Origin of the sequence: Oribacterium sp. KHPX15 (assembly GCF_900107835.1) — a bacterium.
In the GTDB taxonomy this organism is placed as follows: domain Bacteria; phylum Bacillota; class Clostridia; order Lachnospirales; family Lachnospiraceae; genus Oribacterium.
In genome coordinates, this window is the sequence record NZ_FNRG01000004.1 from 40439 (window position 1) to 65758 (window position 25320).

At 45.5% G+C, this 25320-nt stretch carries 18 protein-coding genes and 1 pseudogene; 16 read left to right on the forward strand and 3 right to left on the reverse strand.

Features of this window, described 5'->3' with window-relative positions:
• Positions 1–249 precede the first annotated feature (249 nt).
• The 4 genes from BLV86_RS04010 to BLV86_RS04025 all read left to right on the forward strand — a co-directional run bounded on the left by BLV86_RS04010 (position 250) and on the right by BLV86_RS04025 (position 6451).
• The gene (locus BLV86_RS04010; protein WP_090815217.1) at positions 250–1791 is read left to right on the forward strand and encodes a carboxylesterase/lipase family protein; all 1542 of its coding nucleotides are present in this window, start codon (positions 250–252) and stop codon (positions 1789–1791) included.
• 212 nt (positions 1792–2003) lie between these two features.
• Positions 2004–3800 (forward strand): hypothetical protein, encoded by a 1797-nt coding sequence (locus BLV86_RS04015; RefSeq protein ID WP_090815218.1) that lies wholly within the window; start codon positions 2004–2006, stop codon positions 3798–3800.
• A 110-nt stretch (positions 3801–3910) separates the two neighbouring features.
• Positions 3911–4957, forward strand: a complete 1047-nt coding sequence (locus BLV86_RS04020) for a hypothetical protein (RefSeq protein ID WP_139297875.1) — start codon at positions 3911–3913, stop codon at positions 4955–4957.
• 21 nt (positions 4958–4978) lie between these two features.
• On the forward strand, positions 4979–6451 hold the full coding sequence (locus tag BLV86_RS04025) for an MATE family efflux transporter (RefSeq protein WP_090815220.1): 1473 nt from the start codon (positions 4979–4981) through the stop codon (positions 6449–6451).
• 81 nt (positions 6452–6532) lie between these two features.
• On the opposite strand, the gene BLV86_RS04030 is transcribed toward BLV86_RS04025, so the two are convergent.
• Complete coding sequence (locus tag BLV86_RS04030) at positions 6533–8614, reverse strand: clostripain-related cysteine peptidase (protein WP_090815221.1); 2082 nt, start codon at positions 8612–8614, stop codon at positions 6533–6535.
• A 407-nt stretch (positions 8615–9021) separates the two neighbouring features.
• Between BLV86_RS04030 and licT the strand changes: the two genes are divergently transcribed.
• The 7 genes from licT (at position 9022) to BLV86_RS04065 (ending at position 17478) form a co-directional block, all read left to right on the forward strand.
• Positions 9022–9870, forward strand: coding sequence for a BglG family transcription antiterminator LicT (gene licT, locus BLV86_RS04035; protein WP_090815222.1), 849 nt, complete (start codon positions 9022–9024; stop codon positions 9868–9870).
• Between the two features lie 336 nt (positions 9871–10206).
• Entirely contained in the window at positions 10207–12120 is a 1914-nt protein-coding gene (locus tag BLV86_RS04040; RefSeq protein ID WP_090815223.1) for a beta-glucoside-specific PTS transporter subunit IIABC, read from the forward strand.
• A gap of 131 nt (positions 12121–12251) precedes the next feature.
• Entirely contained in the window at positions 12252–13688 is a 1437-nt protein-coding gene (locus BLV86_RS04045) for a 6-phospho-beta-glucosidase (protein WP_090815224.1), read from the forward strand.
• 170 nt (positions 13689–13858) lie between these two features.
• Positions 13859–14407, forward strand: a complete 549-nt coding sequence (locus BLV86_RS04050; RefSeq protein WP_090815225.1) for a TetR/AcrR family transcriptional regulator — start codon at positions 13859–13861, stop codon at positions 14405–14407.
• A 121-nt stretch (positions 14408–14528) separates the two neighbouring features.
• Positions 14529–15680: a lactaldehyde reductase gene (gene fucO, locus BLV86_RS04055; RefSeq protein WP_031550901.1), complete on the forward strand. Its 1152-nt coding sequence runs from the start codon at positions 14529–14531 to the stop codon at positions 15678–15680.
• 171 nt (positions 15681–15851) lie between these two features.
• Complete coding sequence (locus BLV86_RS04060; RefSeq protein ID WP_090815226.1) at positions 15852–16502, forward strand: M15 family metallopeptidase; 651 nt, start codon at positions 15852–15854, stop codon at positions 16500–16502.
• Positions 16503–16704: 202 nt separating this feature from the next.
• A complete protein-coding gene (locus BLV86_RS04065) occupies positions 16705–17478 on the forward strand; it encodes a response regulator (protein ID WP_031550890.1) in 774 nt (257 codons plus the stop codon).
• Between the two features lie 137 nt (positions 17479–17615).
• Here BLV86_RS04065 and BLV86_RS17730 read toward each other — a convergent pair whose 3' ends face one another.
• Entirely contained in the window at positions 17616–18299 is a 684-nt protein-coding gene (locus BLV86_RS17730) for a sensor histidine kinase (RefSeq protein WP_175456434.1), read from the reverse strand.
• Between the two features lie 34 nt (positions 18300–18333).
• On the opposite strand from BLV86_RS17730, the gene BLV86_RS17735 reads away from it, so the two are divergent.
• The 5 genes from BLV86_RS17735 to BLV86_RS04090 all read left to right on the forward strand — a co-directional run bounded on the left by BLV86_RS17735 (position 18334) and on the right by BLV86_RS04090 (position 24661).
• Positions 18334–18471 (forward strand): hypothetical protein, encoded by a 138-nt coding sequence (locus BLV86_RS17735; protein WP_175456435.1) that lies wholly within the window; start codon positions 18334–18336, stop codon positions 18469–18471.
• 792 nt (positions 18472–19263) lie between these two features.
• The gene (locus tag BLV86_RS04075; RefSeq protein WP_031550883.1) at positions 19264–20895 is read left to right on the forward strand and encodes a carboxylesterase/lipase family protein; all 1632 of its coding nucleotides are present in this window, start codon (positions 19264–19266) and stop codon (positions 20893–20895) included.
• An 86-nt stretch (positions 20896–20981) separates the two neighbouring features.
• Positions 20982–22622 (forward strand): carboxylesterase/lipase family protein, encoded by a 1641-nt coding sequence (locus BLV86_RS04080; RefSeq protein ID WP_242840083.1) that lies wholly within the window; start codon positions 20982–20984, stop codon positions 22620–22622.
• A 101-nt stretch (positions 22623–22723) separates the two neighbouring features.
• Positions 22724–22918, forward strand: a complete 195-nt coding sequence (locus BLV86_RS04085; protein ID WP_139297876.1) for a hypothetical protein — start codon at positions 22724–22726, stop codon at positions 22916–22918.
• 66 nt (positions 22919–22984) lie between these two features.
• Positions 22985–24661 (forward strand): amidohydrolase, encoded by a 1677-nt coding sequence (locus BLV86_RS04090; RefSeq protein ID WP_090815228.1) that lies wholly within the window; start codon positions 22985–22987, stop codon positions 24659–24661.
• 84 nt (positions 24662–24745) lie between these two features.
• Here BLV86_RS04090 and BLV86_RS04095 read toward each other — a convergent pair.
• Positions 24746–25218, reverse strand: a pseudogene (locus tag BLV86_RS04095) (IS110 family transposase); the annotation flags it as partial.
• Positions 25219–25320: the final 102 nt, after the last annotated feature.

Below are 25320 nucleotides of genomic sequence, written 5' to 3' on the forward strand. Positions count from 1 at the left end.
TTTTACAGGTTTGCAGATGCCTGGAGTCCGTGTAATCCGGTCCATCGTTCCGATGTTAATTCATCATTCTTTTCTGTCAGGCGCACTTTGAAATGTGCGCTTTTTTGATATGAGCATATTAACTTTGTTCCAGGATCATTATTTCTTAGATGTATTTTCCGTACTGATTTATATTCATTTTGTGCCGATAGAATAACTAGTGATGTGGTTTTTTTATGAACAACATATATTGAATGAAAAGGAGAAAAAATGAGTAACTCTAATGAAATCAAGTGTAACAACGGTACCTTCATCGGCAAGGAAACAGACGGGCTGATTATCTGGAAGGGCATTCCGTACGCAACTCAGCCGGTAGGGAAGCTCCGTTGGAAGAAGGCACTGCCTGCCGCAGACGATGACGGCGTATACGACGCGACAAAGCCCGGCCACGTTCCCATCGGACCCTTGAACGACTCAGGGGGAACGGCGGAGTTCGGTGAAGACTGCCTCGTACTAAACATTTATTGCAATACCGGCTGTACTGACAACAAAAAGCCTGTCATGGTGTGGATTCACGGAGGCGGATTCTGCGCCGAATCCCAGGCGTCACCCCTCTATGACCTTACAAACATCGCCAAACAGTGCCCCGACATCCTGTTCGTGTCCATCGACTACCGCCTCGGCTTCATGGGCTTCATGAACTTCGAGCGTATTCCGGGCGGAGAGAACTTCCGGGAGGCAGGAAACCTCGGTCTGCTTGATCAACTCGAGGCCCTCAGGTGGGTACAGAAAAACATCGCCGGCTTCGGCGGAGATCCGGACAACGTAACAATTTTCGGAGAGTCAGCAGGCTCTGCAAGCGTAACGTTCCTCCCGATTATCGAAGGAAGCGAGGGGCTCTTTAAGAGATGCATCGCACAGAGCGCCAACATTGCCTACTGTGACACAATGGAGCACGGTATCCACGTCACTCAGAACTTCCTGACCGCAACGGGCTGCCAGACTATGGACGAGCTGATGGAACTCACCACCGAGCAGCTTGTAGAAGCCTATCAGAAAGCAGGTGTTATTGACAAGAACTGTCTTCTCGGATTTGCCAACTTCCCGCTCCTCGACGGTGTCACATTACCCGAGGACCGTGCGGTCATGTACGGTATGTGGGGAGATGAGAAGAGGGCCAAAATCGATTTGATGATCGGTTCCAACCTGGACGAAATCAGATACTTCGTTCCCTCCGAAGGCGGTGAAGAAGGCTTTGCAAATACGCTGAGGTGGATTGCTAAGAGAGATCGCGCGATGCTCAATGACCGTGAGAAGTCTATGTACGATGAGTTCATGGCCACCCTCGCAAACGAAAGAGAAGTGAGCAGGCTGGAGCAGTACTGCAACGACATTAACTTCCGCGCCGGCAACACCAATATGGCCATCAGACACTCTGCCACAGGCGGCAACACCTACATGTACTTCGTCAGGAAGCCGGTGACAACTCCGGAGCTTGGTGCGATACACGCCTGCGAGATTCCTTACCTTTTCGACACCTGCCTAGAGGACCCTATGGGCAGCGGCAAGATCGTCAGTACCGAAGACTGCGAGTTCCGCCACGTTGTAAAGGAGATGTGGGTCAACTTCGCCCGGACAGGCAATCCCTCCACCGACAAATACCAGTGGAAGAAGTTCTCCGGAGACGACCGTCAGACCATGGTCTTTGACGATGTCATCGGCATGCAGAAGGATCTGTTCGGAAAGCGTGAGGATCTGATGATGTCCTGGGCAGAACGCCTTGGAAACGGGTCATCCAAGAGGGTATGCTGAAGTAGGATTGTAGCCGGTTCTCAAGTAGAAATCTCAGATATACAGTACGTTTTTACAGACTTTATAGCATCGAAGTAAACTAACCGGCAAGAATTCAAATTCTTGCCGGTTCTCTTTTTAACGGGACAAGAATATAGTAAAATTTAGTAATAAATAGAGTACGTTTTGGTGGGCAAAAAAATTGGAAATAAACTGATGGAGGGAAAAAACATATGCATAATTTTTCAGGTAATCTGGTTAGAACGTTGATCCTGACAACTGCGATATCTACACTTTCCGGCTGTTCGCCTAAGAAGTCAGAGCGTCCTCAGGCTGATTCAGAGCCAAAGCCAACTGAGATCGAGCAGACTGAACCGGAGACAAAGGCTTCAGAGCAGGCGGAAGTGAAGGATAAGGAAAGCCAAGAGACGAAACCGGATAAATCCTCTGAAACAGAATCAAACGATAAGGGCGATACTCACAAAGCATTTTTAGACTTCGTAAAAAGTGAACTGGCCCCGGCCCAAAGCCTGACAGGAGAATATACAAGAGAGCCCGGAGAGGAGTGGCGATTTGACAGTAAATATCCTTCGGAGGTGTTCGGAATCTTTGAGTGCAGCATACAGGATTTTGACGGTGATAAAGATGACGAAATGCTTGCAGTCGCACTTGCAGGCGGAGACGGAAATGAGAGCCTGAACCTGTCAATGTATGAGGCCGGTAAGGATGTCACCATGACGGATCTGTTTGTAGGCACTGATGGAATCCTGTCCTCTGACATGGGCGATACATATGTATTCACATATGAAAATGACGGCAAACCGATGATCGGAATGATGACATATAATTCTGTGTATCCGGGGGCAGACGGAGCATATCTGAGTTTCTATGCTCTTACCTATGATGGCACAGCGTTTGATGTGGTGAATCATGCAGAGTATGCAGGCTCCAGTTTTGAAGACGATGATTTCGCAAAGCAGGTGCGAAAGAGCGGCATTAATGTCGAATGGGATGATATACTTTCCGAACACTCCCAAAAGAGCATCCTGGATGCCTGCCACGGCACGCTCATTGCAGAAGTCATAACATCGTCTGATGATACGGGCTTTGATGAGGACTATAATCCTGCACCGATTAAGGGTGAGATAGAGCTTAAGGCATTTTCCGGAAATGAATTGGTGAAGGATGGAAACACATCCGGTAAGAAGAGCAAAGAAAGTGTCACCTGCTTTGATATAGAAGAAGGAAGTGTTGCCAAAACGGAGATCGATCTTGATGGTGACGGCAGCAAAGAAACCCTCGAGTTCGAGATGGTCGCAAATGAGAGCGAAGGAATCGAAAAGGTTAATGTTGTTGCCGGAAAAGACAGCATTACCATAAAGGACGGTCTTTATGGATATGCGGGCGACGGTCTTAAGTGTGCGTGGTTTTCAGCCGACCGCGGACAGTACCTGTATATGCAGTGGGATCTTGATAACGGCTATTCCGGAACAAGCGTCTACAGCTACAAAGGAGGAGATTTTACATTTGTTGATGAGTGCGGATGCATATTCTTTACCATGTCCGATCTTAACTATGCGGGTGGGGAATATATGGACGTAAAGCCTTCTGATCCCAATGAATTCTTTGTTGGAAGCTATGAGCAGAAGCTCGGCACACAGTGGACAAGTGCGAGATGCCGTATAGGTTCTGACGGAATGCCGGAGCATTTGGACAAATTCAGATACTATAATTTCAATCCCAAATCACCGATAAAGGCAAAATATGACATACCGGCCATGGCTGTGAACGATGACGGTGATGAAGTACAGCAGACAGAGATCAAAAAAGGAGACAGGATCATCCTGTTCAGAACTGACAGCGAAAACTTTATAGATGTGTTCGTTGACGGTAAGGAAGATGTAGCCTTCGGCATATTCCGCATCACCATCGGAGAAGATGAGAACGGCAGATACTGTATTCCGGGAAATTACGGTTTTGAGAGCAATCTGCTGGTTGATCTTTTTGACGGTCTCAGCTTTCCGGGATAACCGGATTGGTTTGACACATTAGTTTGATGGATAACGGGATGAGACGGCATCTGAAGCCGGTCATCATCCAGGCCAACCTGATTCCGAATATTGAAAAGGAAAACATTCATATGAAGAAACCATTAACTAAAAATCATATACCGGGACTGACAGCGATAGCTATCATATCCCTCGTGCTTGCATCCTCCGTTCTCTGCGCGTGCACCTCATCTGAGACGCCGGAGACCCCCGGGGCAACCGATGAACCCGTGGAGGGCGGTACCATAACCGACAAAGCGGATCCGAATGCACCAAAGGAGATCAAATCGGATAACATTGTGAGTTTCTATACAAATATATCTCTTCCCGACAGATGGAAGGGTGACCGGGATGAAAGGGGAGCACATGACTTTAAATTTGAGGTAAAACAGGATAATGGAAACGTACTGACAGCATACGAGCATGTTTCCGGTGTAAGTCTCCCTGCCGATGATGAACTTATGAAGTCTCTTCAAAAAGTCATAAAAGATCATGACCTGGTGTCAAGAAACGGACGGTACCGGATAACTGCAGGCATAGATCCAGAGTACGGAAGCCCATGCGAGTTTACCGCCATATACGATACCGGCGAGAAGCTTACCTTTACCATCGACAACGAGCCGTACTCAGAATGGGAGTGCGATATATATGATGTATTTGCAAAATGGTTTTCCGATAATGGAATCGATTCGCTGTATCCCGATAAATATACTGCAACGGCAAAGCGCTTCAGCATCACTGTAATTGAAGACGGAGAGGAAGTGTGTGATTTTTCCACTGCACTAAAGAATCAGGACGGTGAATACGTTTATACGCTTCCGGATGATTATTATGCTGGTCTGACAGCCATTCTTTCGAAATACGATCTTACACTAAAGTACGATTACAGTAGATTCAACTACAGCTCCGGAGTATATGACAATCACGAAAACGGATATTTCGGTTTCGGGGAGGCCAAACCTGATTACACAGAATCCGACTCGGATAATAATTATGTGGATATATATGTTGAATATGATGACGGTGACCGCTTAAGCATTGAAACAAAAAAGAAGAGCGAGATAGCAGCGATGCAGCCGATGCTGGATGAACTTATCGGCTACCACAGCGGGATATCCCGTACAGACAACAAAGGTTAAAAGTAATTATTGCAAAGTACTATGAACGAAGAAGGAACTAAGAAACAAGATAACCCTTCCAACGAAGAAGTAAGAACCAACAAACAAGAGAACCCTTCCGATGAAGAAGTAAGAACCAACAAACAAAAGAGCTCATCCTCCGGAAGGAATGAAAAAAATGAATTATTTGAGACCATGGAGCCGGGAAAAGCATTGGCTTTGATGGCGCTGCCTACGGTTGCAAGTCAGATGATCATCCTGATCTACAATCTGGCGGATACATGGTTTATAGGGCGGACTAACAATCCCTACATGATAGGAGCGTCCTCACTGGGACTTTCCATATATCTGGCTGAAGTTGCTCTGGCCAATGTCTTCGGCACCGGTGGAGGAAGCCTCATGGTGAGGCTTGCAGGAGAACAGAAACCGGAGGACGCAAGGAAAGTCGCATCCTACAGTCTGGCAATGTCTGCAGTTACTGCGTTTGCATTTTCCCTGATTGTTTTTCTGTTTTTGGATCCTATCCTTTTGCTTTTAGGCGCAAGTGAGAATACCCTGACCTACGGCAGACAGTATGTGTTCATGACCACGGTTATCGGCGGAATACCCACTGTGCTTTCAATGTGTATGCCGCAGCTCCTTCGTAATTCCGGATATGCAAAGGAAGCCGGAATAGGAGTGGGTATGGGAAGCTTTTTGAATGTTTACCTGGATCCGCTTTTCATGTTCGTCCTTTTTCCGAAGGGATGGGAGGTTATAGGTGCCGGAGTTGCCACCATGCTTTCCAATGTTGTTTCCATGATATATTTCATCATAGTTTTCCGGGAACTCAGAGATAAAACTGTTTTGAGCCTTCCCCGCAGGATAGAGCGTATCACTCCGGATCAAAAACAGTCTTTGTATATGGTAGGAATCCCTGCAGCTTTTGCGATTTTCCTTTTTGACCTTGTTGCCATGGTCACAAACAGAATAACTGTAACATACGGCGACATACCTTTGGCTGCCATGGGTATAGTGACGAAGCTTGAAAGAATACCCGTAAACATTGGCCTGGGAGTCTGCCTCGGTATGGTTCCGCTGGTTGCGTACAATTACGGATCCGGAAATAAGGAAAGAATGGGAAAGATAAGCTCACTGTCAAGGACAGTGGTGGTAAGTTTTTCAATGATATGTGTTGCGCTGTTCCTTATATTTGCAGAGAAGATAGTGGGGTCCTTCATTTCCAACGAAGAGACTATTCAATGGGGATGCCGCTTTCTGCGAGGCAGATGCATTGCCCTTCCCTTTATGATGCTGGGATACCAGGCTGTGAACTATATGAATGCCATCGGTAAAGGAAAGGTATCTTTTTTGCTCGCGATCATAAGACATATCGTACTGATCATACCTCTTACGATGATCATGAATCACCTGTGGGGGATCAACGGTCTCATCTGGTCCCTTGTTGTATCAGATGTGCTTAATACGATGATCAGGTGGTTTATACTCAGAAGCAACTGGTGCAAAAATATGTAAAACAGATATCCCTGCAAACCGTTACACGGTTTGCAGGGATTTTTTTCATCAGCTGCGTATAATCATCTTTGAACCGCTTTCTTAACTAGTCTTAACAGGAGGATCAAATACTGCCTTGCTGCCGTCCCAGGTGAAGTTTACAAACTCTGTAGTATAGGTTCTGTCCAGCATGTCATTGATGGAATAACGCATTCTGTAGTTTCCTGCCGGAAGTACAGTATCCTTAACGTCGATGTCAAAGTCCAGTGTCATCGGAGCATTGTATCTCATGTCACCGATCTTGTTCAGATAATTGCTGTATATAGGAGTACATACTTCCATTTGTAATCCTGCAAGATCAAGTATGGAATAAGTATTTCTGTCCGAGAGGCCGGTTGAAGAATCGTAACCGTCCCAAAGACCTGCAAACTGGTATAGTACTACATGATCTTCATCTTCATCTGCTTCAGTTTCTTCTTCAATCTGATTTGACAGACCTTCCGGATATTCTGCCTGGATTCTGAGCTTCATAAGCTTGTTGGGATTGATTTCAGGAAGTCGTACTGTTGCCTGCATGAGTACAGTATGTCCCTGAACGTCCTTGGTGGTCACATGCAGGAACTGGTCATTGATTGCCGGCCATTTTCCTGTGAAATCTGCGGTATATGTAAGGTCGTTGTCGTTATAGCTGAGCAGCTTCACGTCCTCACTCTGTCCGAGATCATGCCACTCCTGGTATTCTTCATCAAAGCTCTGGATTTCGTAGCATATGGATCCTCCGCTATCGATACCGGAATTGATGTGAACAAGGTGCTGGCTGTTATCATTATTATTTTCAGTTTCAAATTTCACTGTATAAAGTTCCGGCTTAAGCTGAGGTATCTCACCTGTAACTTCACAAGCCCATTCCGGAGCATCCCACTTCAGACTTACAGCATCAAGGAATGCCAGCTGCCATGGATTCTTACAGGTTCTTGCAAAACGATCCAGTTTATCGGTTGTACCGTTGTAGGTTATAAATGCAGATAAGCCGTGAGCATATGGATGGTAGGATCCGCGTACACGGGTCAATACCGCAGCATCCACTGCATTCTCCAGCTTCTTAACAGTATTCTTTGAAATACCGCCCTTTTGTCCTCTGCGTGCCAGATCATAGATATCCCACATATTACGTTCCTGATATCTGTCGGTCTTGCTTACAGCATTAAGATACTGTCCGAAGGCAACGGGATCCGGAACCAGGGAAACAACTTCCTTCATATATGATTCAAAAGCTTCTGCTACAGGAGCTATCTTACTCAGATCTATGACAGAGAAGGTAAGACCCTTCAGACTTCCGTCATCGCCTTTTTCGGCGTACATGATTTCAGTTGAATTACATATGTTGGAGCCAAGACGCGGAGCGTCACTCTCAGGTTCGTCATAGAGAGACTGGAGCCACTCTTCGTAATTGCTGCCGTATCCCGGAAGCACTTCTTCCGATGCGATCAGATAGTCTGCGTAAGGCTGAATTGCCTGAGCTGTCTCAAGGGAAGCCATAAGACAGGCATCTGTCATGAAAAGATCAAGATGAACACCGGATTTCTTAAGCGCTCTTTCGAGACCTTCCAGGCTCATGATGGCTTTGTCATGTAATTCATCAACCACAAGACCTGTTGAGCTTCCGCCGCCATGATCCCAGATGATGAGAAGGTGCTTCTTTGCAGGGAAGTTCTTTTCACCCCAGGTGATAAAGTCTGACAAGGTTGTGTATTTCGCCATGGAGGCATTATCCAGTTCCTCTTCAAGGTTGAAACCACCTTCACCATAGCTCCAGCGCTGCAATTTATCTGTGGCAATGTCTATGCCTACAGTTTCCTTTGCGTGCCATTTCTTTGTGCCGCCTGTCTGAATCAGGACATTGACACTATCGTTCGGAATAGTATTTTTGATCATTTCCAGGTTTGTGGTGGCCATTTCGCCCTCGGATTCAAGATCGGTTCCGCAGAGGTAAACCATTACGTCCCACTCAGCCTGAGCTCTGGAAATTTCACTTGGTGATGCCTTTTCCTGAGTGGCATCGGTTTCTTCTGTCTGAGTCGTTTCGTTCTTTTTCTCATTGGCTGCATATGCCAAAGGCAGTGTCAGACTGCTTATGATGCACAGCGATAATATGAGACTTAGGATTTTTGAAATTCGTTTCATTTACGCTCCTTTCATGTGAAAAAAATCACCTGACACGATGTCATAACTTCTGCGTAATTTTTCCACGTATATGAAAGATATTTCGACAAGCTCAGATGGATTTATAACAGAATGATGTCTTATTTATAACTTTTTTATTACAACGGCAATTCTTGTTCTTATACTTATTTTTTTGTTGCCATGAGATCATATTGTGCGAAATTACCAAAATCACATCTACAAAATTGTATAACTGTACAGATATACAAACACAGCGTCATTTGTTAAACTAGCTATCGTGAATTGTGACTGGTAAGGCAGGCAAGGCTCACGCAGATGATACTGACTGTAGATGATTCGGTATTTTTGTATGCGTATGCCCTGTCTTTTTTTGTCTCTGTATTTCCTGTTTTGACGGAGGTTCTTTTGTGAAAGTAGTTAAAGCACTTAATAATAATATGGTGCTGGTCCGTGATGAGAATGGGAATGAGTCAATCTGTCAGGGAAAGGGTATCGGGTTTCAGAAAAAAACCGGTGACTGCCTGGAAGAAGACAAGATTGAACGTCGTTTTATCCCGGAAAATGCTTCGGAAAGCCGTCACTTTCAGGAACTTTTCATGGAAATCCCCGATGAGTACTGGGAGATTGCTGAAGATGTTCTTGAATACGCAAGAAAAGAGTGTAATATCTATGTCTCAGACAGGATCATACTTCCCCTTTGCGATCACATGGCAGGAAGCATTGAAAGAAGCCGTCAGAATATCTCTCTAGATAATCCTATGTTATGGGATATCAAACGTATCTACCCGTCAGAATTCAGGATCGGTAAATATGCTCTTAAGGTTTTGAAAGACCGGTTCGGGGCGGATATGACTGAAGACGAGGCAGCATTTATAGCCTATCATTTCGTAAATGCTGAGCTTTCCACCAGATCCATAGTTTCACCTGATGAAGTTTCAAAACTCATCGGAAGCGTTGTGGACATCGTGCAGCAATCCTTTCAGACTCAGCTTGATGAAGAGGAGTGGAACTACCAGAGATTTCTCACTCATCTCAAGTTTTTTGCAAAGCGTATCCTTTCCCAGGAATGCTATGAAAATACGGAAGATGACGACATTTTTACAGAGCTTTCAGGACGATTTGTCCATGTAAAGAACTGCGTGGACAGAATAGCAGATTATATTCTGATCGAATATCACTATGATATAAGCTCTGATGAAAGACTTTATCTATTGATCCATATAGAGCGTGTCACACGCCGGATCAGATCAAAATAAATACAGAAAACGAATGCTGCCAGGCAGCATACATTCGATATATGCAGTCAATTACAGGATTGTGACCTTAAGTGGGCAAGACCTGGATGCACTTATAAACGAAAATATATTCGCCGACTATATTAGTTGGGAATATTTTTTCTATGGGATAAGTGCCTCCGGTCTTGCCCTTTTTTATACCTCTTTTATTTAAGTCCAAAGCTTTCCGGCTCAAGACTTCAAACATATTAAAGGCAGATACATGCTGCCGGACAAAAACATTATATCTAAGTATCTAAGACAGATGCGCACTGTCTGGACATATACATTATTTATTCATCATAAAGGAGAAAAACAATGGCACTCGATTATCAGGAGACTTCCAGGAAGATTCTCGCAGCCGTAGGCGGAGCTGAGAACATTTCAAATGCAACCAACTGCATGACACGTCTTCGTCTCACACTTAAGGACGAAACAAAAGCAAACGACGATCAGGTTAAAAGCATCAAAGGCGTTAAATCTATTGTAAAGCAGGGCGGTCAGTATCAGATCGTTATCGGAAACGAAGTATCAAATCTTTTTAAGGAGTTTTCAAAGCTCGGAAACTTCACAGAGGGCAGCAAGGCTGCTAAGCCAACAGGTAATGCAGTTCAGAGACTTTTCGGATTTGTTGCCGGTTGCATGACACCGCTTCTTCCTGCCATGCTTGGAACCGGTATGGTAAAGGTGCTCCTTACACTTCTTACGACATTCGGTCTCATGGACAAGGCAACTTCAGGATATGTGATTCTTTACGGAATGGCAGATTCTTTCTTCTATTTCCTGCCCGTATTCCTGGCTTACCAGATTGCAAAGAAGATGAATGGTTCACCGGCACTTTATATGGTAATCGCAACCATGATGGTATATCCTGACATTGTAAACCTTCTGGCAGGTTCCAATGCAGATCTTCCTCTCGGAACCTTCATGGGCATGCCGGCTACATCATTTTTCGGTCTTCCGGTTATCACAGCAACCTACACTTCCTCCGTTTTGCCTATCCTTCTTATGGCACCGGTAATGAAGGCTGTTGAAGATTTCGCTGATCGCGTTTCACCTAACGTAGTTAAGGCATTCCTGAAGCCGATGCTTTTCCTTTTAATCTGTACACCGATAGCTCTTTGCGTTTTAGGACCTCTCGGAAATGTCATCGGTAATGTACTTGCCGGAGTATTCTCAGCAATGTACAACGCAGTTCCATGGCTTACAGTTGGTATCCTTTCTGCATTGATGCCATTCATCGTTATGACAGGTATGCATTATGCTCTTATACCTCTCTGCATGAACAACCTTGCAACTCTCGGTTTTGACGTCATCGTAATGGTAACCATGTTCTGTTCAAACCTTGCACAGGGCGGAGCATCCCTCGGTGTAGCTGCCAAGTCAAAGAATACAGATACAAAGTCTGAAGGTATCGCCTGCGGAATCTCTGCGGTAGTAGCCGGTATAACTGAGCCTGCCATGTATGGTATCAACCTTGCAAAAGTTAAGCCAATGATCGCTGCTGTTATCGGTGCAGGCATTGCAGGTCTTTTCACAGGTATCACAGGTGTTAAGGGCTATACAATGGGTGGTTCACCTTCACTTTTCTCCATCATCACATTTATCGGTGGTGAAAAGCCTATGAACGGAGTTTACTTCGGAATCATCGGAGCAATCATCGCAATCGGAGTTCCATTTGTACTTACGACTATTCTTTATAAGGAAGATGAGGAAGAGACAGCTGTAACTGAAAAAGCAGCACTGGCTGTTGAGGAAGAGGTTAAGAAGCCCCTTGTAAAGAAGCTTGAAATCGCATCTCCTTTAACCGGAAAGGTTGTTCCTATGGCAGAGATTCCTGATGAAGGCTTCTCCACAGGCGTACTCGGTGAGTGTGTTGCAGTTATCCCTGAGGATGGCAATGTTTATGCCCCTGCTGACGGTGTTGTAACCTCAATGATGGACACAAAGCATGCTATCGGATTCACAACAGATGACGGACTTGAACTTCTTATCCACGTAGGAATAGACACAGTAGAACTTAATGGTGCACCATTTGAGTACAAGACTACTGAAGGTGCTCACGTTAAAAAGGGTGACCTTCTCATGACAGCTGATCTTAAGGCTATTGAAGAGGCCGGAAAGAAGATCATCACACCTATCATTGTTACTAACTCAGAGGATTATGTTTCAGTAAAGGCTACAGACAGCGTAAACGTACAGAACGGCGACAACCTTCTGACAGTAGTTTAATAGCAGAGTACTTTTAGAGACATTGGTCACGATGCCGCCGGTAAATCTCATGAAAGACGGCGTCGTGAATACATAGAAACATTGGCATCAGAGCTGGACATTCAGCCTGTTGTATTAGAAAAGGAGTTTATATGTCAGTATTGAGAAAAGACTTTTTATGGGGCGGCGCAGTAGCTGCCAACCAGTGTGAAGGTGCCTGGAACCTCGACGGAAAGGGCGCTTCCGTTTCCGATATGTGTACAAACGGAAGTCATAAGACTCCCAAGAGAGTAACCCGTACAATAGAGCCTGACACACTGTATCCTTCACATGAGGCAATAGATTTTTATCATCACTACGAAGAAGACATTGCCCTCTTTGCAGAAATGGGATTCAAATGCTTCCGTACTTCCATCAACTGGACCCGTATCTTCCCAACAGGCGAGGAGACTGAGCCCAATGAAAAGGGCCTTGAGTTTTATGACAGGCTTTTTGACTGCTGTAAAAAACATGGCATCGAACCTCTGGTAACTATTTCTCATTATGAGCTTCCATACAACCTTGTAGAGAAGTACAACGGCTGGGAGGGAAGAGAGCTCATCGAACTCTTTGAGAGATATTGCCACGTGCTGTTTGAGCGATATAAGGATAAGGTTAAGTACTGGCTTACATTTAACGAGATCAATGCAGGCACCATGCCCTTCGGTGCAGTTCTTTCTACAGGAACCATCAAGGGATTTGAGGGACCTGTAAACAAGGTTCCGGACAAACCGCAGGAGCGCTATCAGGCTCTTCATCATCAGTTCGTTGCCAGCGCCCGTGTGATAAAGTATGCACATGAGCATTACCCTCAGTTCAAGATGGGAAATATGATCTGCTTCGTGCTTTCATATCCTATGACCTGTAAGCCTGATGACGTTCTGTTAAATCAGGAGCACATGAGAGAAGTTAACTGGTACTGTTCAGATGTTCAGGTAAGAGGAGAATATCCGTCATTTGCACAGAGCATCTGGGACAAATACAGCGTTAAGCTGAAGATTGAGGATGGCGACCTTGAGGATCTCAAAGCAGGAACCATTGATTTCTATACCTTCAGCTACTACATGACAAACTGCATCAGTGCAAATCCCGAGAATGAGAAATCTGACGGAAACCTCATTGCGGGACTTAAGAATCCTTATCTTAAGGCTTCCGACTGGGGCTGGCAGATCGATCCTCAGGGACTCAGATTTGCACTTAATGAAATCTACGACAGATACCACATTCCTCTTATGGTAGTGGAGAACGGTCTTGGTGCCTACGATGAGATAGAAGAGGACGGAAGCATTAACGACAGCTACAGAATCGATTATCTCCGTCAGCATATCGAGGAGATGAAGAAGGCCGTTTCGGAAGGCGTCGACCTCATGGGCTACACACCCTGGGGCTGTATCGACCTGGTTTCTGCTTCAACAGGAGAGATGGCAAAACGTTACGGATTTATCTTTGTTGAGAAATACGATGACGGTACCGGAACTCTTGCAAGAAGAAAGAAGAAGTCCTTCGACTGGTACAGGAATGTAATAAAGACAAACGGCGAAGAGCTGTGATATGAGACCAAAAACCGCTCGGGATATTTCCCCGGGCGGTTTTTTTATGATATAACTGGTGTAAACTTCATCTGAAAATGATAATTTCTTTTGAGTGTATTATATGATCATCAGCAAGAGCTGAGGAACAAAAAACAAAAACACAAAACTATTCGAAAACAGGACAAACTATGGCTGAAATTAAACTAAGGCTTGCGGAAGCCATGAAGAAATGTATGAAAAGTGCAGATCCCGAGAACATTACCGTGACTCAGATAGTTGAGAAGTGCGGTGTTTCGAGGCAGAGCTTCTACAGGAATTTTATAGATAAATACGACCTTATAAACTGGTACTTTGATCGCATATTAAAGCAATCCTTCAAGGAGATGGGAAAAGGAGAGACCGTTCGTGACGGTCTCATAAAGAAGTTCCAGTACATCAGGGAAGAGCGATTATTTTTTTCTGCGGGATTCAAAGGAGATGAACAGAATAATCTGAAGGAACATGACTTCATAATGATCTATGAATTTTACTGTTCCCTTATCAGAGAAAAAACCGGCACACCTCCCGACAAACATACCCGGAAGCTTTTGGAGATGTATTGTCAGGCCTCCATTTATATGACTGTTCAGTGGCTTTTGAAGGGCATGCAGGAAACGGAAGAGGAACTTGCCGATCTCATGATAGATGCCATGCCGGGAGCGCTGGCAGATCAATTCTCAAAAATAAATATTCTCTAAGATGTTACAAAAGTGAAAATCTGTAACTTATATTACGCATTCTAAAGATGTAGAATACTCCCATAAGAACGTGTTAAATTTTTAACACATAGATATTCACAATTAAAGGAGATTGCGTATTATGGCAAACAGAATTTCACTTAATCAGACATCTTATCATGGAGCAGGAGCCATCAAGGAGATAGTTAATGAGATAAACAACAACGGTTTCAAGAAGGCTTTTGTTGCATCAGATCCTGACCTCATCAAGTTCGGAGTTACAGGAAAGGTTACAACTCTTCTTGATGAAGCAAAGATTCCATATGAGATTTATTCAGATATCAAGCCAAACCCAACCATCGAGAATGTAAAGAACGGTGTTGAGGCATTCAAAAAGTCAGGTGCAGACTGCATCGTTGCTATCGGCGGCGGATCCTCCATGGATACTTCAAAGGCAATCGGAATCATCATTACAAACCCTGAGTTTGCAGATGTTCGTTCTCTTGAGGGTGTTGCACCTACAAAGAATCCTTGCGTTCCTATCATCGCTGTTCCTACAACTGCAGGTACAGCTGCAGAGGTTACCATCAACTACGTTATCACTGATGTTGAAAAAGAGCGTAAGTTCGTTTGTGTAGATACCCACGATATGCCAATCGTTGCTGTTGTAGATCCTGAGATGATGTCTTCAATGCCAAAGGGCCTTACAGCATCAACCGGTATGGATGCTCTTACTCATGCCATCGAGGGTTATACCACAAGAGCAGCTTGGGAAATGACAGATATGTTCCATCTTGAGGCTATCCGTCTTATTTCTTCAAATCTTCGTGATGCAGTTGAGAATAAGAAAGAGGGCAGAGAGGGAATGGCTCTCGGTCAGTACATCGCAGGTATGGGCTTCTCCAATGTTGGTCTCGGTATCGATCATGCAATGGCTCATACACTTTCAGCTCACTATGACACACCTCATGGAGTAGCATGTGCTATGTTCCTTCCTATCTCCATGGAATTCAACCGTGAGTACACAGGTGAGAGACTCAGAGAGGTTGCAAGAGCTATGGGCGTTAAGGGTGTAGACGATATGACTCAGGATCAGTATCGTGATGCCGCTATCGAAGCTGTAAAGAAGCTTTCAGAGGATGTAGGAATTCCTAAGACTCTTGATAAGATCAAGGAAGAGGACCTCGATACTCTTGCTACAGATGCACTTAACGATGCATGCTATCCCGGAAATCCTCGTGAGGCTACAAAAGAGCAGGTAATTGAGATGTTCCGCATGCTCATGGTGAAGTAATAATCAAATAAAGTTAAATGTCAACCCCATCGGGGACGGATTTCGCCGGCGAGATTCGTCCCCGATGGGGTTTTTGATAATTTTTTATAAAATGTCAAACAATTGCCGATATTTGTAGTGCGATTTTATGTAGAATTATATGAGACAAACAAGAATGAAAGGAAATGCCCTATGTCAAAAAAAGCCGTTCTCCTTATGTTAATCTCAGATGATCTGTTTGACCGGATGAAGAGTGGTAATACTTATAAGGATGATTGCATTGTTCCCCGTGAAGATCTCCGCTATCTTCTGGTGCTGCACAAAGATAAGGACGGCAACACCCATCAGGGAGAAATGGTGGTTCATAAGCTTATCGCCGAAGATGTACTTGAGATTTTCGAGAAACTTTATGATGCTGATTACCCCATAGAACGTATGGTTCTTCCTGATAATTATATGGCTGATGATGAGATCATGATGCGTGATAACAACTCCTCCAGCTTTAATTTCAGGTTTATATCACACACGAATAAAATCTCAAAGCATGGCCTTGGAATGGCTGTTGATATCAACACCTTATACAACCCCTACCATAAGATCGTTAAAAATGAAGACGGCACTGAAAAAGAAGTGATAGAACCGGCTACAGGAAAACCTTACCTGAACAGATCAAAGAACTTTGATTACAAAATAGAAAAAGATGATCTCTGTTACAAACTTTTTACGGAAAAGGGCTTCGAGTGGGGCGGCGACTGGACTGATCGGAAGGATTACCAGCATTTTGAGCTGCCTACGGAGATCACAGAAAAGTATTCAGAAAAATATTCTAAAAAATCGAAATAAGAAAGCAGACCTGGATGATGGTGCGGACTATCCCGACACCCAGAATCTGGGAAACCTTGATCAGATCATGGCGGCTGTATTTGCCGCTGTCAATGCCTACAACATTACAGATGTCGGAAATACTGCTTTCCTCGACATCATAAGTGACAGGGGTATGCAATTTTGAAAATCAGATGCATTAAGTGGGAAAGGAAATGCAAAAATGAAGGTACTTGCTGTAGAGGATGAGGTCATCCTGTTAAAACATTTGACTAATCGCATACATGATGCTCTGCCTGAAGCTGAAATTCTGGCTTTTGATAATACTGACGATGTGCTTGATATCTTACCTGAGACAGATGCTGATATCGCATTTCTTGACATTGCTATCGGTGAAATGAACGGTGTTGACCTGGCTAAACGCATCAAAACTGTTCATCCCTGCTGTGACATTGTTTTCTGCACGGGTTACAGTGACTATGCCACTCAGGCCTTTGAACTGGGAGCCAGTGATTATCTCATGAAGCCTATTACCAAAGAGAAGATTGAACACGCTCTGTCTCTGCTCCGTCAGACCAACCTTAGCAAGATCACTGAGCAGGGGCTGTATATCCGCTGTTTTGGTGAATTTGAGGTTTTCTATGATGGTGAACCCATCATTTCATTTACAAAACGTTCTAAAGAACTTCTGGCTTATCTTATTGATAAGGCAGGGGCAGTTTGTTCCTCCTCAGATATCTGCGACAGCATTTTCCGCGGCAGTGCCGACTCTTATATCAGGGTTGTAAAAAAAGACCTTATCAAGGTTCTTTCAGATATCGGGGAAGAAGATATTCTTATCAAAGGTTGGGGAAACCTTGGAATAAACAAATCAAAGGTCAGATGCGATTATTTTGATTATCTTGACGGAAAACCTATGGTTCTGAATCGATATAAAGGTGCATATATGCAACAGTACCCTTGGGCCGAAGCGACACGCTTCCGACTTGAAACTTAGAAAACATATGTCAGAATAAAACAAGCCTGAGCCAGCGAACAACCATTGCAGGCTCGGGCTAATATTATTTCTGGCTGAATGCGTTATAGGGACAAAGCTACAAATCCATGAAACAGTAACTCTGTCTCCTGGTCCCATCAATTCTTCGGAATCTTAATCGTCACCTCGGTTCCTTTTCCGGGAACACTTTCTATATCCAGGCTGCCTCCTACCATGTCATGGAGGCGGGACTGGGTATTATTTATGCCCAGGTGAAGCTTTGTGTCGTCGATGGTTTTTTGTACATCAAACCCGGCTCCATCATCTGAAACTGAGATACAGTAAAATGCATCTGTTTCAGAAGAGCGAATCCTTACCGTTCCGCCTGATTTGGTCTTACAGATACCATGCTTAATTGCGTTTTCAACCATGGGCTGTACCGACAGTGCAGGAACAGGAAAGGCATCACATTCTATATCGTATTCTACCCTTAATTTGTTTGGGAATCGCAGTTCCTCGAGCCAGACATAGGTCTTTATGTGATTCAGTTCTTCTGAGAACGAGATAGGTTTACTCTTATCTGCAAAATTCATATTTTCCCTGAGATACTTAGAGAAGGCATTGGTGGCCTCAGCGGCAAGCTTTGGATCCTCTTCACAAAGGGCCTCTATAACAGCAAGGGAATTATACAAAAAATGTGGCTGCATCTGAGACATCATGGCAGAAACCCTAAGCTGAGTCTGTTCTTTTTCATGTCGCAGAATGTCATTTTCAAGCTCATCATGGGCATTAAAGAAAATAAGATACAGCGGCAGTATTACTGTAAAGCTGACTAACCCCAAGATATAAATCCCCCACTTAAAAAGTTCATGATTTATGGCAATTGTTGAAAAAAGACAGGGGAAAAAAACACAGCAAAAAAATGAGAATTTCCGGTTTCTGCTGAGATTGGATGTAAAGGTGGCTACACATAAAAGCAAGAGGCAGAAACATGATGCAGCAACACTGAAATAATCCTTAATCATATACGAATAACCGCTCTGATCCGTTATGCTGAAAATAACAGGCTTAAACAGATTAATGACGAGTATAAATGTGTAAATGATAACTACTGAAGCTATCAAAACAGTAACGGCATGAGTCACAACAGATTCTCTGATAAATTGTTTCTGATAAAGCCACAGAGTCCAAAAGACCAGCATTACAAAAAAGTAACACAGGGTATAAAGTATTCTGATGATTTGAGCATATTTTGGGATTTGATATAAACAGGACACAAGTGTCAGGAAAAAGGCTCCGGCATAAAGATTAAGAAGAAACAGCATGAAATACCGCCCGGGTAATGTAGTTTCTTCTTTTTTTGATGCCAAAATTCCGGTTAACACTGTCATAAATACAAGACTAATAATGCATATACTATTGATAAGCAATATATAGCTGTCGCGAAAAACATTATGTATTACCGACATTAGGATACAAAACAGGGTCAGGAAAGACATGATTCCAAAACAAATCTTCTGAAAAGTTCCGAATTTCCTACCGGATAAAGAAGTCTGAATATCCAACTATAATCCTCCTAAAATTTGGAAATATAAGCTTGATAAAAAATGATTTCGATTAAAATATATTTTCGTAAATTGTTTTTTTACGGTTTTTTAACGTTATTTCCAATATAATATTTCTGTGTGTCAAGTTACATCTATTGTAGCCGACTTATTAAGAAAAATCAGAAAAAACAACATATTCAAAACCTAAAAATATATTTTAAGAAAAAGAGATTTCATTTTCAGAAAGGAGAATAATAAAATGGGTGCTGAGAATAATGCGGCAGGTATTACTAATGACGAGAACATAGTGAGGGAGGCAGCAGAGAGAGTACAGGCGCTGTATGGCGAGAACAAAAAGATCACGGACGGAAATTATGACAAGTCGCTGGCGGTAAAGTGCGTGAACGGCACCTTCATCGGCAGGAAGTCGGAAGGTGTCATTGCTTACAAGGGCATTCCCTTCGTTGGGAAACAGCCCGTGGGTGAGCTTCGCTGGAAAGCACCGGTGGACTGCGTGAGCGATGACGGCGTGTATGAGGCGTATTACTTTGGAAAGATCCCCCGTCAGGAGGGAAGCATCGGTCAGGTGGGGTCGTTTTACCCTCAGAGTGAAGCGTGTCTGTATCTGAACGTATGGAAGGCAGAGAATGCGGGAACAGAGAAAAAGCCTGTCATGGTATGGATCCACGGCGGTGCTTTTGAGATCGGGTCGACTGCTGAACCGCGGGAGGAGGGGACAAATTTCGTCAAAGAGAATCCGGATGTCATTCTGGTTTCCGTCGAGTACCGCCTGGGTGTCTTTGGCTTCTTCCATCTCTCCCACCTTCCGGACGGAGGGGACTATCCGGATGCCCAGAATCTGGGGCTCTTAGATCAGGTAATGGCATTGAAGTGGGTTCATGAGAATATTGCTGCCTTTGGCGGCGATCCCGAAAATGTGACGATCTTTGGTGAATCCGCCGGCGGCGCAAGCGTGACATCGCTTCCGCTGATCGATGGCGCCCAGAAATATTTCCGCCGCGTCATTGCCGAGAGCGGCACTCCCGTTTTCACGCGGTCTACGGAGGAATCCATTGCCTGTACGAATGAAGTGATGGAGATCCTCGGATGCAAAACCGTTGCTGATCTGCAGAAGGTTGAAGTAGAAAAGTTCTTACATGAAGCGGGAATCGCACTCAACCTTCGTACCTGGGCGGAGCGTGACGGAAGGATAATACCCCTTAATCCCTATAAAGCTTACGAGGACGGGGCTGCGAAGAATGTGGACATACTCCAGGGCTTCAACAAGGATGAAATGGGTTATTTCGTGTGGGGGTTTGGGGTGGAAGCCTACGATGCGTTCGCCAGTGACCGAAGAGAAAAGAAGCTGGCACAAATGACAGAGGATGAGAAGGCACTGGCGGAGAGCTATCTGGGGAACGCGAAGGATGTAAGTCCGGAATACAGCAGCGACAGCCGGTTTTTTGACCAGATTTGTTTTATAGCGCCGGTGTTTAAGATGTCTGAAGGTCAGACAAAAGCGGGGGGAAGACACTTTACCTATTACTTTACGCCGGAATCCGGAACACCTTTGATCCGCAGCGGACACGGTATCGAGCTTGCGGTCGTATTCAATCATCCGGAGGAAACTCTCGTTACCGGGAGGGCGCTTGATGAAACCTTCTGTAAGACCCTGCGCAGGATGTGGGTCCAGTTCGCAAAGACCGGCAACCCGTCCCTTACGGCGGACATTTCTCCCGATGGCAAAGCGCATGAGTGGCCGATGTACGACCTGAAGGACAGGTATGTGATGGTCTTCGATGAGTTCGACATTCATGCGGAGAAGGAAGCCGTGAGAAAGATCCTTGACTGGGAGAGAACCTATGACCTGACCAAATACTACTCCATCTGATATCAGGGCGTGGCATCAGTTGGGGCGAAATTCTGATTTCGTGGAAAACAGGGCAATACAGAAAGGAGAACAAAACAGTGAGTGACATGAAGAGGGAATTCAAGGATTTAATCAGGTTCGAGCCTTACGACTACTTAAACAGCGAAATCACGGGAGACTATGACAAGGCCCATGCAGTGAAGTGCGTGAACGGCACCTTCGTCGGAACCGAGGAGAACGGGGTCGCGTCGTGGCTGGGCATCCCCTTTGCGAAGCCGCCCGTGGGCGAGCGCCGCTTTAAGGCACCGGAATACGTGGACGAGAGCGACCGTATCTTCGAGGCCAGGTACTACGGAAAGAGATCCTACGGCCAAAGCGAGGGAGGAGATTACGTTCAGAATCAGGCTGCCGAGGACTGCCTCTATCTGAATATCTGGGTAAACGAAGATGACAAGACCGCGAAGAAGCCGGTGATGGTCTGGATTCACGGCGGGGCCTATGTCGACGGCTCCGGCTCCCAGGCCTGCTACAGCGGAGCCAACCTCGTCCAGGCACAAAGTGACATCATCATGGTGAACATCAACTACCGCCTGAGCATGTACGGCTTCATGGACTTCTCGTCAGTGCCCGGCGGCGAAAGCTTTGGGACGGCACCATGCAACGGCCTGCTGGATCAGGCTATGGCGCTCAGGTGGGTGCACGAGAATATAGCCGCTTTCGGCGGTGACCCCGGAAACGTGACCATATTCGGCCAGAGCGCAGGAGGCGGCTCGGTCTCCATTCTGCCGGTCATGAAGGAGGCGAACCAGTATTTCCAGAAGGTCATCGCCCAGAGCGGCTCCACCACACTGGCCTTCCCGGTGGACTGCGAATCCGCGCAGGGCAAAACGAAGGCGCTGCTCGAGTACACCGGCTGCAAGACCATGGACGACATAATGGCGTTATCCGAAGAGAAGCTTCAGGAGGCCTATGTCCAGGCGGTCAGCAGGTACACGTCCTGTCCCTACTACGGAACGGAGGTGCTCCCCGAGGCGCCCATCGAGCTGTATAAGAAGGGTCTGGCAAAGCACATATCCATTATGGCAGGCAGCACGGCCGATGAAGCCAGGCTGTTCATGGGTCAGGGCCCGGAGATGAACATAGAAGAGCAAAAGAAATTCGCCCGGCGCGCCGTGGGCGATGCAGTCCCCTACCTGAAGGAGGAGGACAAAAAGTACTACGAGGAATTCTACCGGGTCTGCAGGTTCCAGGAGCCGGGGCTTGCTGAGACGGAGTTCATCAATGAGCTCATGTTCCGGGTTCCCATGCTTAATCAGCTCGACGTGCAGAGCGCGTTCAACAAGACGTTCTGCTATTACTGGTCGTATCCGGCCAGCTTTGCGGATATGGGCGCCCCACATTCCGTGGAAATCATATTCGTGTTCAACGATCGCGGCGCCGGGACGAACAGCACCTTCAACGGCACGAACATCGCCGATGAGATCTTCAAGTTCGTTCAGCAGACGTGGACCAATTTCGCACGCTGCGGCAACCCGTCGACAGATAAGATCGACTGGAAGCCGTATTCGGTCGACGACCAGAACGTCCTGGTCATTGCAGGACCTGATGACATGCATATCGAACAGGGGCTTCTGACCGACCAGTACAAGGCCGTGCTCCCTCTGGTTAATTACTACCAGTTCATGGACAAGTACTTTACCCCCCACTACCTTTTCGATATCGTGGCAGAACGCGAGCAGAAATCCTAAGGAGGAAGCCCGGATCCCTGATCGGGAGAGAACCGCAATTTCGACGTGTTCCTGTTCCCACCACCCCTCGGTGGAGGGAACATCAGATAACGAGGAGAGCAATGATGAGAGCAGACATGATCATCAAAAACGCAAAAATATTTACGGCTGATAAGGATAACCCGCAAGCTGCGGCGCTGGTGGTAAAGGACGCGGATTTTCTGGTGTTCGATAACAACCTGCTTGAGGCTGAGCAGGAGGGCTTCAGTCATAATATGCCGAAGGAAGTATATATAACAGGAAAGAAAGTGAACTGATATCGGATATCGGCTTTTGATCCTGACATAATGAAATAACAAAAAAACATTGAGAGGGGACTGATAATGAAAATGGCAGGCAGCGATATTGAAAAAAACAAAGCGGATCTGGTGGTTTACGGGAAGATCTTCACTTCTGAAGAAAACCGGATCGTAGAGGCGTTTGCCGTAAAGGATGGAAAATATATTTATACGGGAGACAGGAAAGGAGCCGAGGCCTTTGTTGAAGAAGGCAGGACGGAGGTTGTGGATTATACCGGAAAAGGTCTTGTGATGCCTTCCTGCGGCAATGGACATGCTCATTATTCGATGGGCTATGCTTTGCAGTCAGTAGGTACAATCCTTGGAGCAAATGATGATGCGGATAAGTTTCTCACAGAGATCCTTCCCGCTGCGGTGAAGAAGGCGAGGGACACCGGGGCAACGACAATATTCGGTTTCGGCTGGAATTATATGCTTTTCAAGGATAATATGCCCACCCGTAAACAGCTGGATGCCATATGCGATGACATTCCCATATACTTTGCAGATGAGGAAGGACACAAGGGTCTGGTGAACACGCTTTGTCTAGTCAAAGCCGGTATCATGAAGGAGGACGGCACCGTACTCAGGAAGGAAGTGAGGGGAGGCGAGATCGTGATGGACACTGACGGCACTCCTACCGGATTCCTGAAGGAGCAGGCCGGAACTTTTGTGCGTTCCTTCCTGGATAATGACAGGCTCTATACCGTTGAAACAGCGAAGGCTGTTATGGCTAAAATTCAGGAACAGCTGCTTTCGGAAGGTTATACGATGTATATCGACGGCTGGGGCAACTATTTCTATAATGATCATTTCTATCAGGGTGCCCGTCAGGTGGACGAGGCCGGAGATATGCACTTTATTTTGGGCTTAAGCTATGAAATTGAAAGCTGGATGAACATAGACCAGGCTCTGGCCGAGGCTGATGAGGCCAGAAAGTATGCTTCCGCACACGTAGTGCCTAACTGGGTCAAGCTCTTCATGGACGGTACTGTGGAAGGCGGTACCGGATTTGTGGATCCCCTGTATCCCGATGGACACCAGGGGCTCGTCAACTGGACGGAAGAGGAAACTACAGATATTACCCGCAAGACGAACGAAAAAGGCATGTCCATGCATATACATACGATGGGTAACAAGGCCGTTAACCGCGCTGTCAGTGCATTTGTTAGCGGCGGTAAGGATGAAATGCGCAATACGCTTGTGCATGTGCGTAACGTAAACGACACAGACTGGAAGCGTATGGCAGAACATAACATCTATGCAACTGCGGGGATACTTTGGCATAATATGCCGAGCGAGGCGTCTGAGATGCTGAAGACCATTGTTCCTGCGGGCATGGAGGACAAATCTTATCCTATAAAATCCTATTTTGATCACGGCATCAATATGTCTTCACATTCGGATTATCCGGCATTGAGCGGCTGCCCTGACGATCCCTTCGGCATTATGGAAATTGCGGTCACAGCCGTACATCCGACTGTGAAAGGAGATCCCTGGTGGCCTGAAGAGCGCCTGACTCGCGAGCAGGCTCTCACGGCCCTTACCATAAACTGTGCCAGGCAGATGTTTATTGATAAAGAAAGGGGCAGCATAAGCGAAGGGAAATATGCGGATTTCCTCCTCGTTGACAAGGATGTGCTTTCCTGTCCGGAAAATGATATACACACTGCCAGGCCTGCGGCTACCTATTTTGAGGGAAAGAAGGTTTTCTCTGTATAAAGATCAGCTCTGTCTGATTTGGTGTTTAGAGTGCTTTAGCGGTGGAAGAGCTCATAAGCAAGATAATCTTCAGCAAGCCTGTTTTACAAGCCTTGCTAAAGAAGTCTTGAGTTTGGAACGCTCATGAACCTTATCAAAACGGTAACGTGTTAATGATTTCAACTCTTCGTTATGGTATGATATGTCCGAGTAGGGCTGGGTGCCATATCTGTCATTAACATCATAGCGATTGTATTAGAGTCGATCTTATCCGTTTTCGTCTTTCTAAGGCTTAGACTTTTTCTGAAAAGATTTGTATGTAACGGGTTGATTACAATGGTCGGGAAACCTTTATCAACGAACGACGCCAGAAGATTGTTAGAATAGTGATCGGTAGCCTCAAGACCTACTTTTATTTCTGTCTTGTCAGTGGTCACATCTTCAATTCTGGAGAATAACTCATCGAAACCGACCTTATCATTCGTGATGGTAAAGATAGGATATAATTTTCTTCCTTCATCATCAAGGATGCAACAATCATGCTTGTCCTTGGCAACATCGATACCAACATAGATCATAGATATGATCCTCCTTCAAAAGTATTTGATGCTGCTGTTAAAAGATCCACCGGACTCTTTGCGTGCTGTAACCTCGTTCTACATAAACCGTCATGCGGTATC

Excerpts from the sequence above, each read along its gene's own strand:
- BLV86_RS04010 (WP_090815217.1), top strand. The coding sequence starts at position 250 with ATGAGTAACTCTAATGAAATCAAGTGTAACAACGGTACCTTCATCGGC.
- BLV86_RS04015 (WP_090815218.1), top strand. The coding sequence starts at position 2,004 with ATGCATAATTTTTCAGGTAATCTGGTTAGAACGTTGATCCTGACAACT.
- BLV86_RS04020 (WP_139297875.1), top strand. The coding sequence starts at position 3,911 with ATGAAGAAACCATTAACTAAAAATCATATACCGGGACTGACAGCGATA.
- BLV86_RS04025 (WP_090815220.1), top strand. The coding sequence starts at position 4,979 with ATGAACGAAGAAGGAACTAAGAAACAAGATAACCCTTCCAACGAAGAA.
- BLV86_RS04030 (WP_090815221.1), bottom strand. The coding sequence starts at position 8,614 with ATGAAACGAATTTCAAAAATCCTAAGTCTCATATTATCGCTGTGCATC.
- BLV86_RS04040 (WP_090815223.1), top strand. The coding sequence starts at position 10,207 with ATGGCACTCGATTATCAGGAGACTTCCAGGAAGATTCTCGCAGCCGTA.
- BLV86_RS04045 (WP_090815224.1), top strand. The coding sequence starts at position 12,252 with ATGTCAGTATTGAGAAAAGACTTTTTATGGGGCGGCGCAGTAGCTGCC.
- BLV86_RS04050 (WP_090815225.1), top strand. The coding sequence starts at position 13,859 with ATGGCTGAAATTAAACTAAGGCTTGCGGAAGCCATGAAGAAATGTATG.
- fucO (WP_031550901.1), top strand. The coding sequence starts at position 14,529 with ATGGCAAACAGAATTTCACTTAATCAGACATCTTATCATGGAGCAGGA.
- BLV86_RS04060 (WP_090815226.1), top strand. The coding sequence starts at position 15,852 with ATGTCAAAAAAAGCCGTTCTCCTTATGTTAATCTCAGATGATCTGTTT.
- BLV86_RS04065 (WP_031550890.1), top strand. The coding sequence starts at position 16,705 with ATGAAGGTACTTGCTGTAGAGGATGAGGTCATCCTGTTAAAACATTTG.
- BLV86_RS17735 (WP_175456435.1), top strand. The coding sequence starts at position 18,334 with ATGGCAATTGTTGAAAAAAGACAGGGGAAAAAAACACAGCAAAAAAAT.
- BLV86_RS04075 (WP_031550883.1), top strand. The coding sequence starts at position 19,264 with ATGGGTGCTGAGAATAATGCGGCAGGTATTACTAATGACGAGAACATA.
- BLV86_RS04080 (WP_242840083.1), top strand. The coding sequence starts at position 20,982 with ATGAAGAGGGAATTCAAGGATTTAATCAGGTTCGAGCCTTACGACTAC.
- BLV86_RS04085 (WP_139297876.1), top strand. The coding sequence starts at position 22,724 with ATGATGAGAGCAGACATGATCATCAAAAACGCAAAAATATTTACGGCT.
- BLV86_RS04090 (WP_090815228.1), top strand. The coding sequence starts at position 22,985 with ATGAAAATGGCAGGCAGCGATATTGAAAAAAACAAAGCGGATCTGGTG.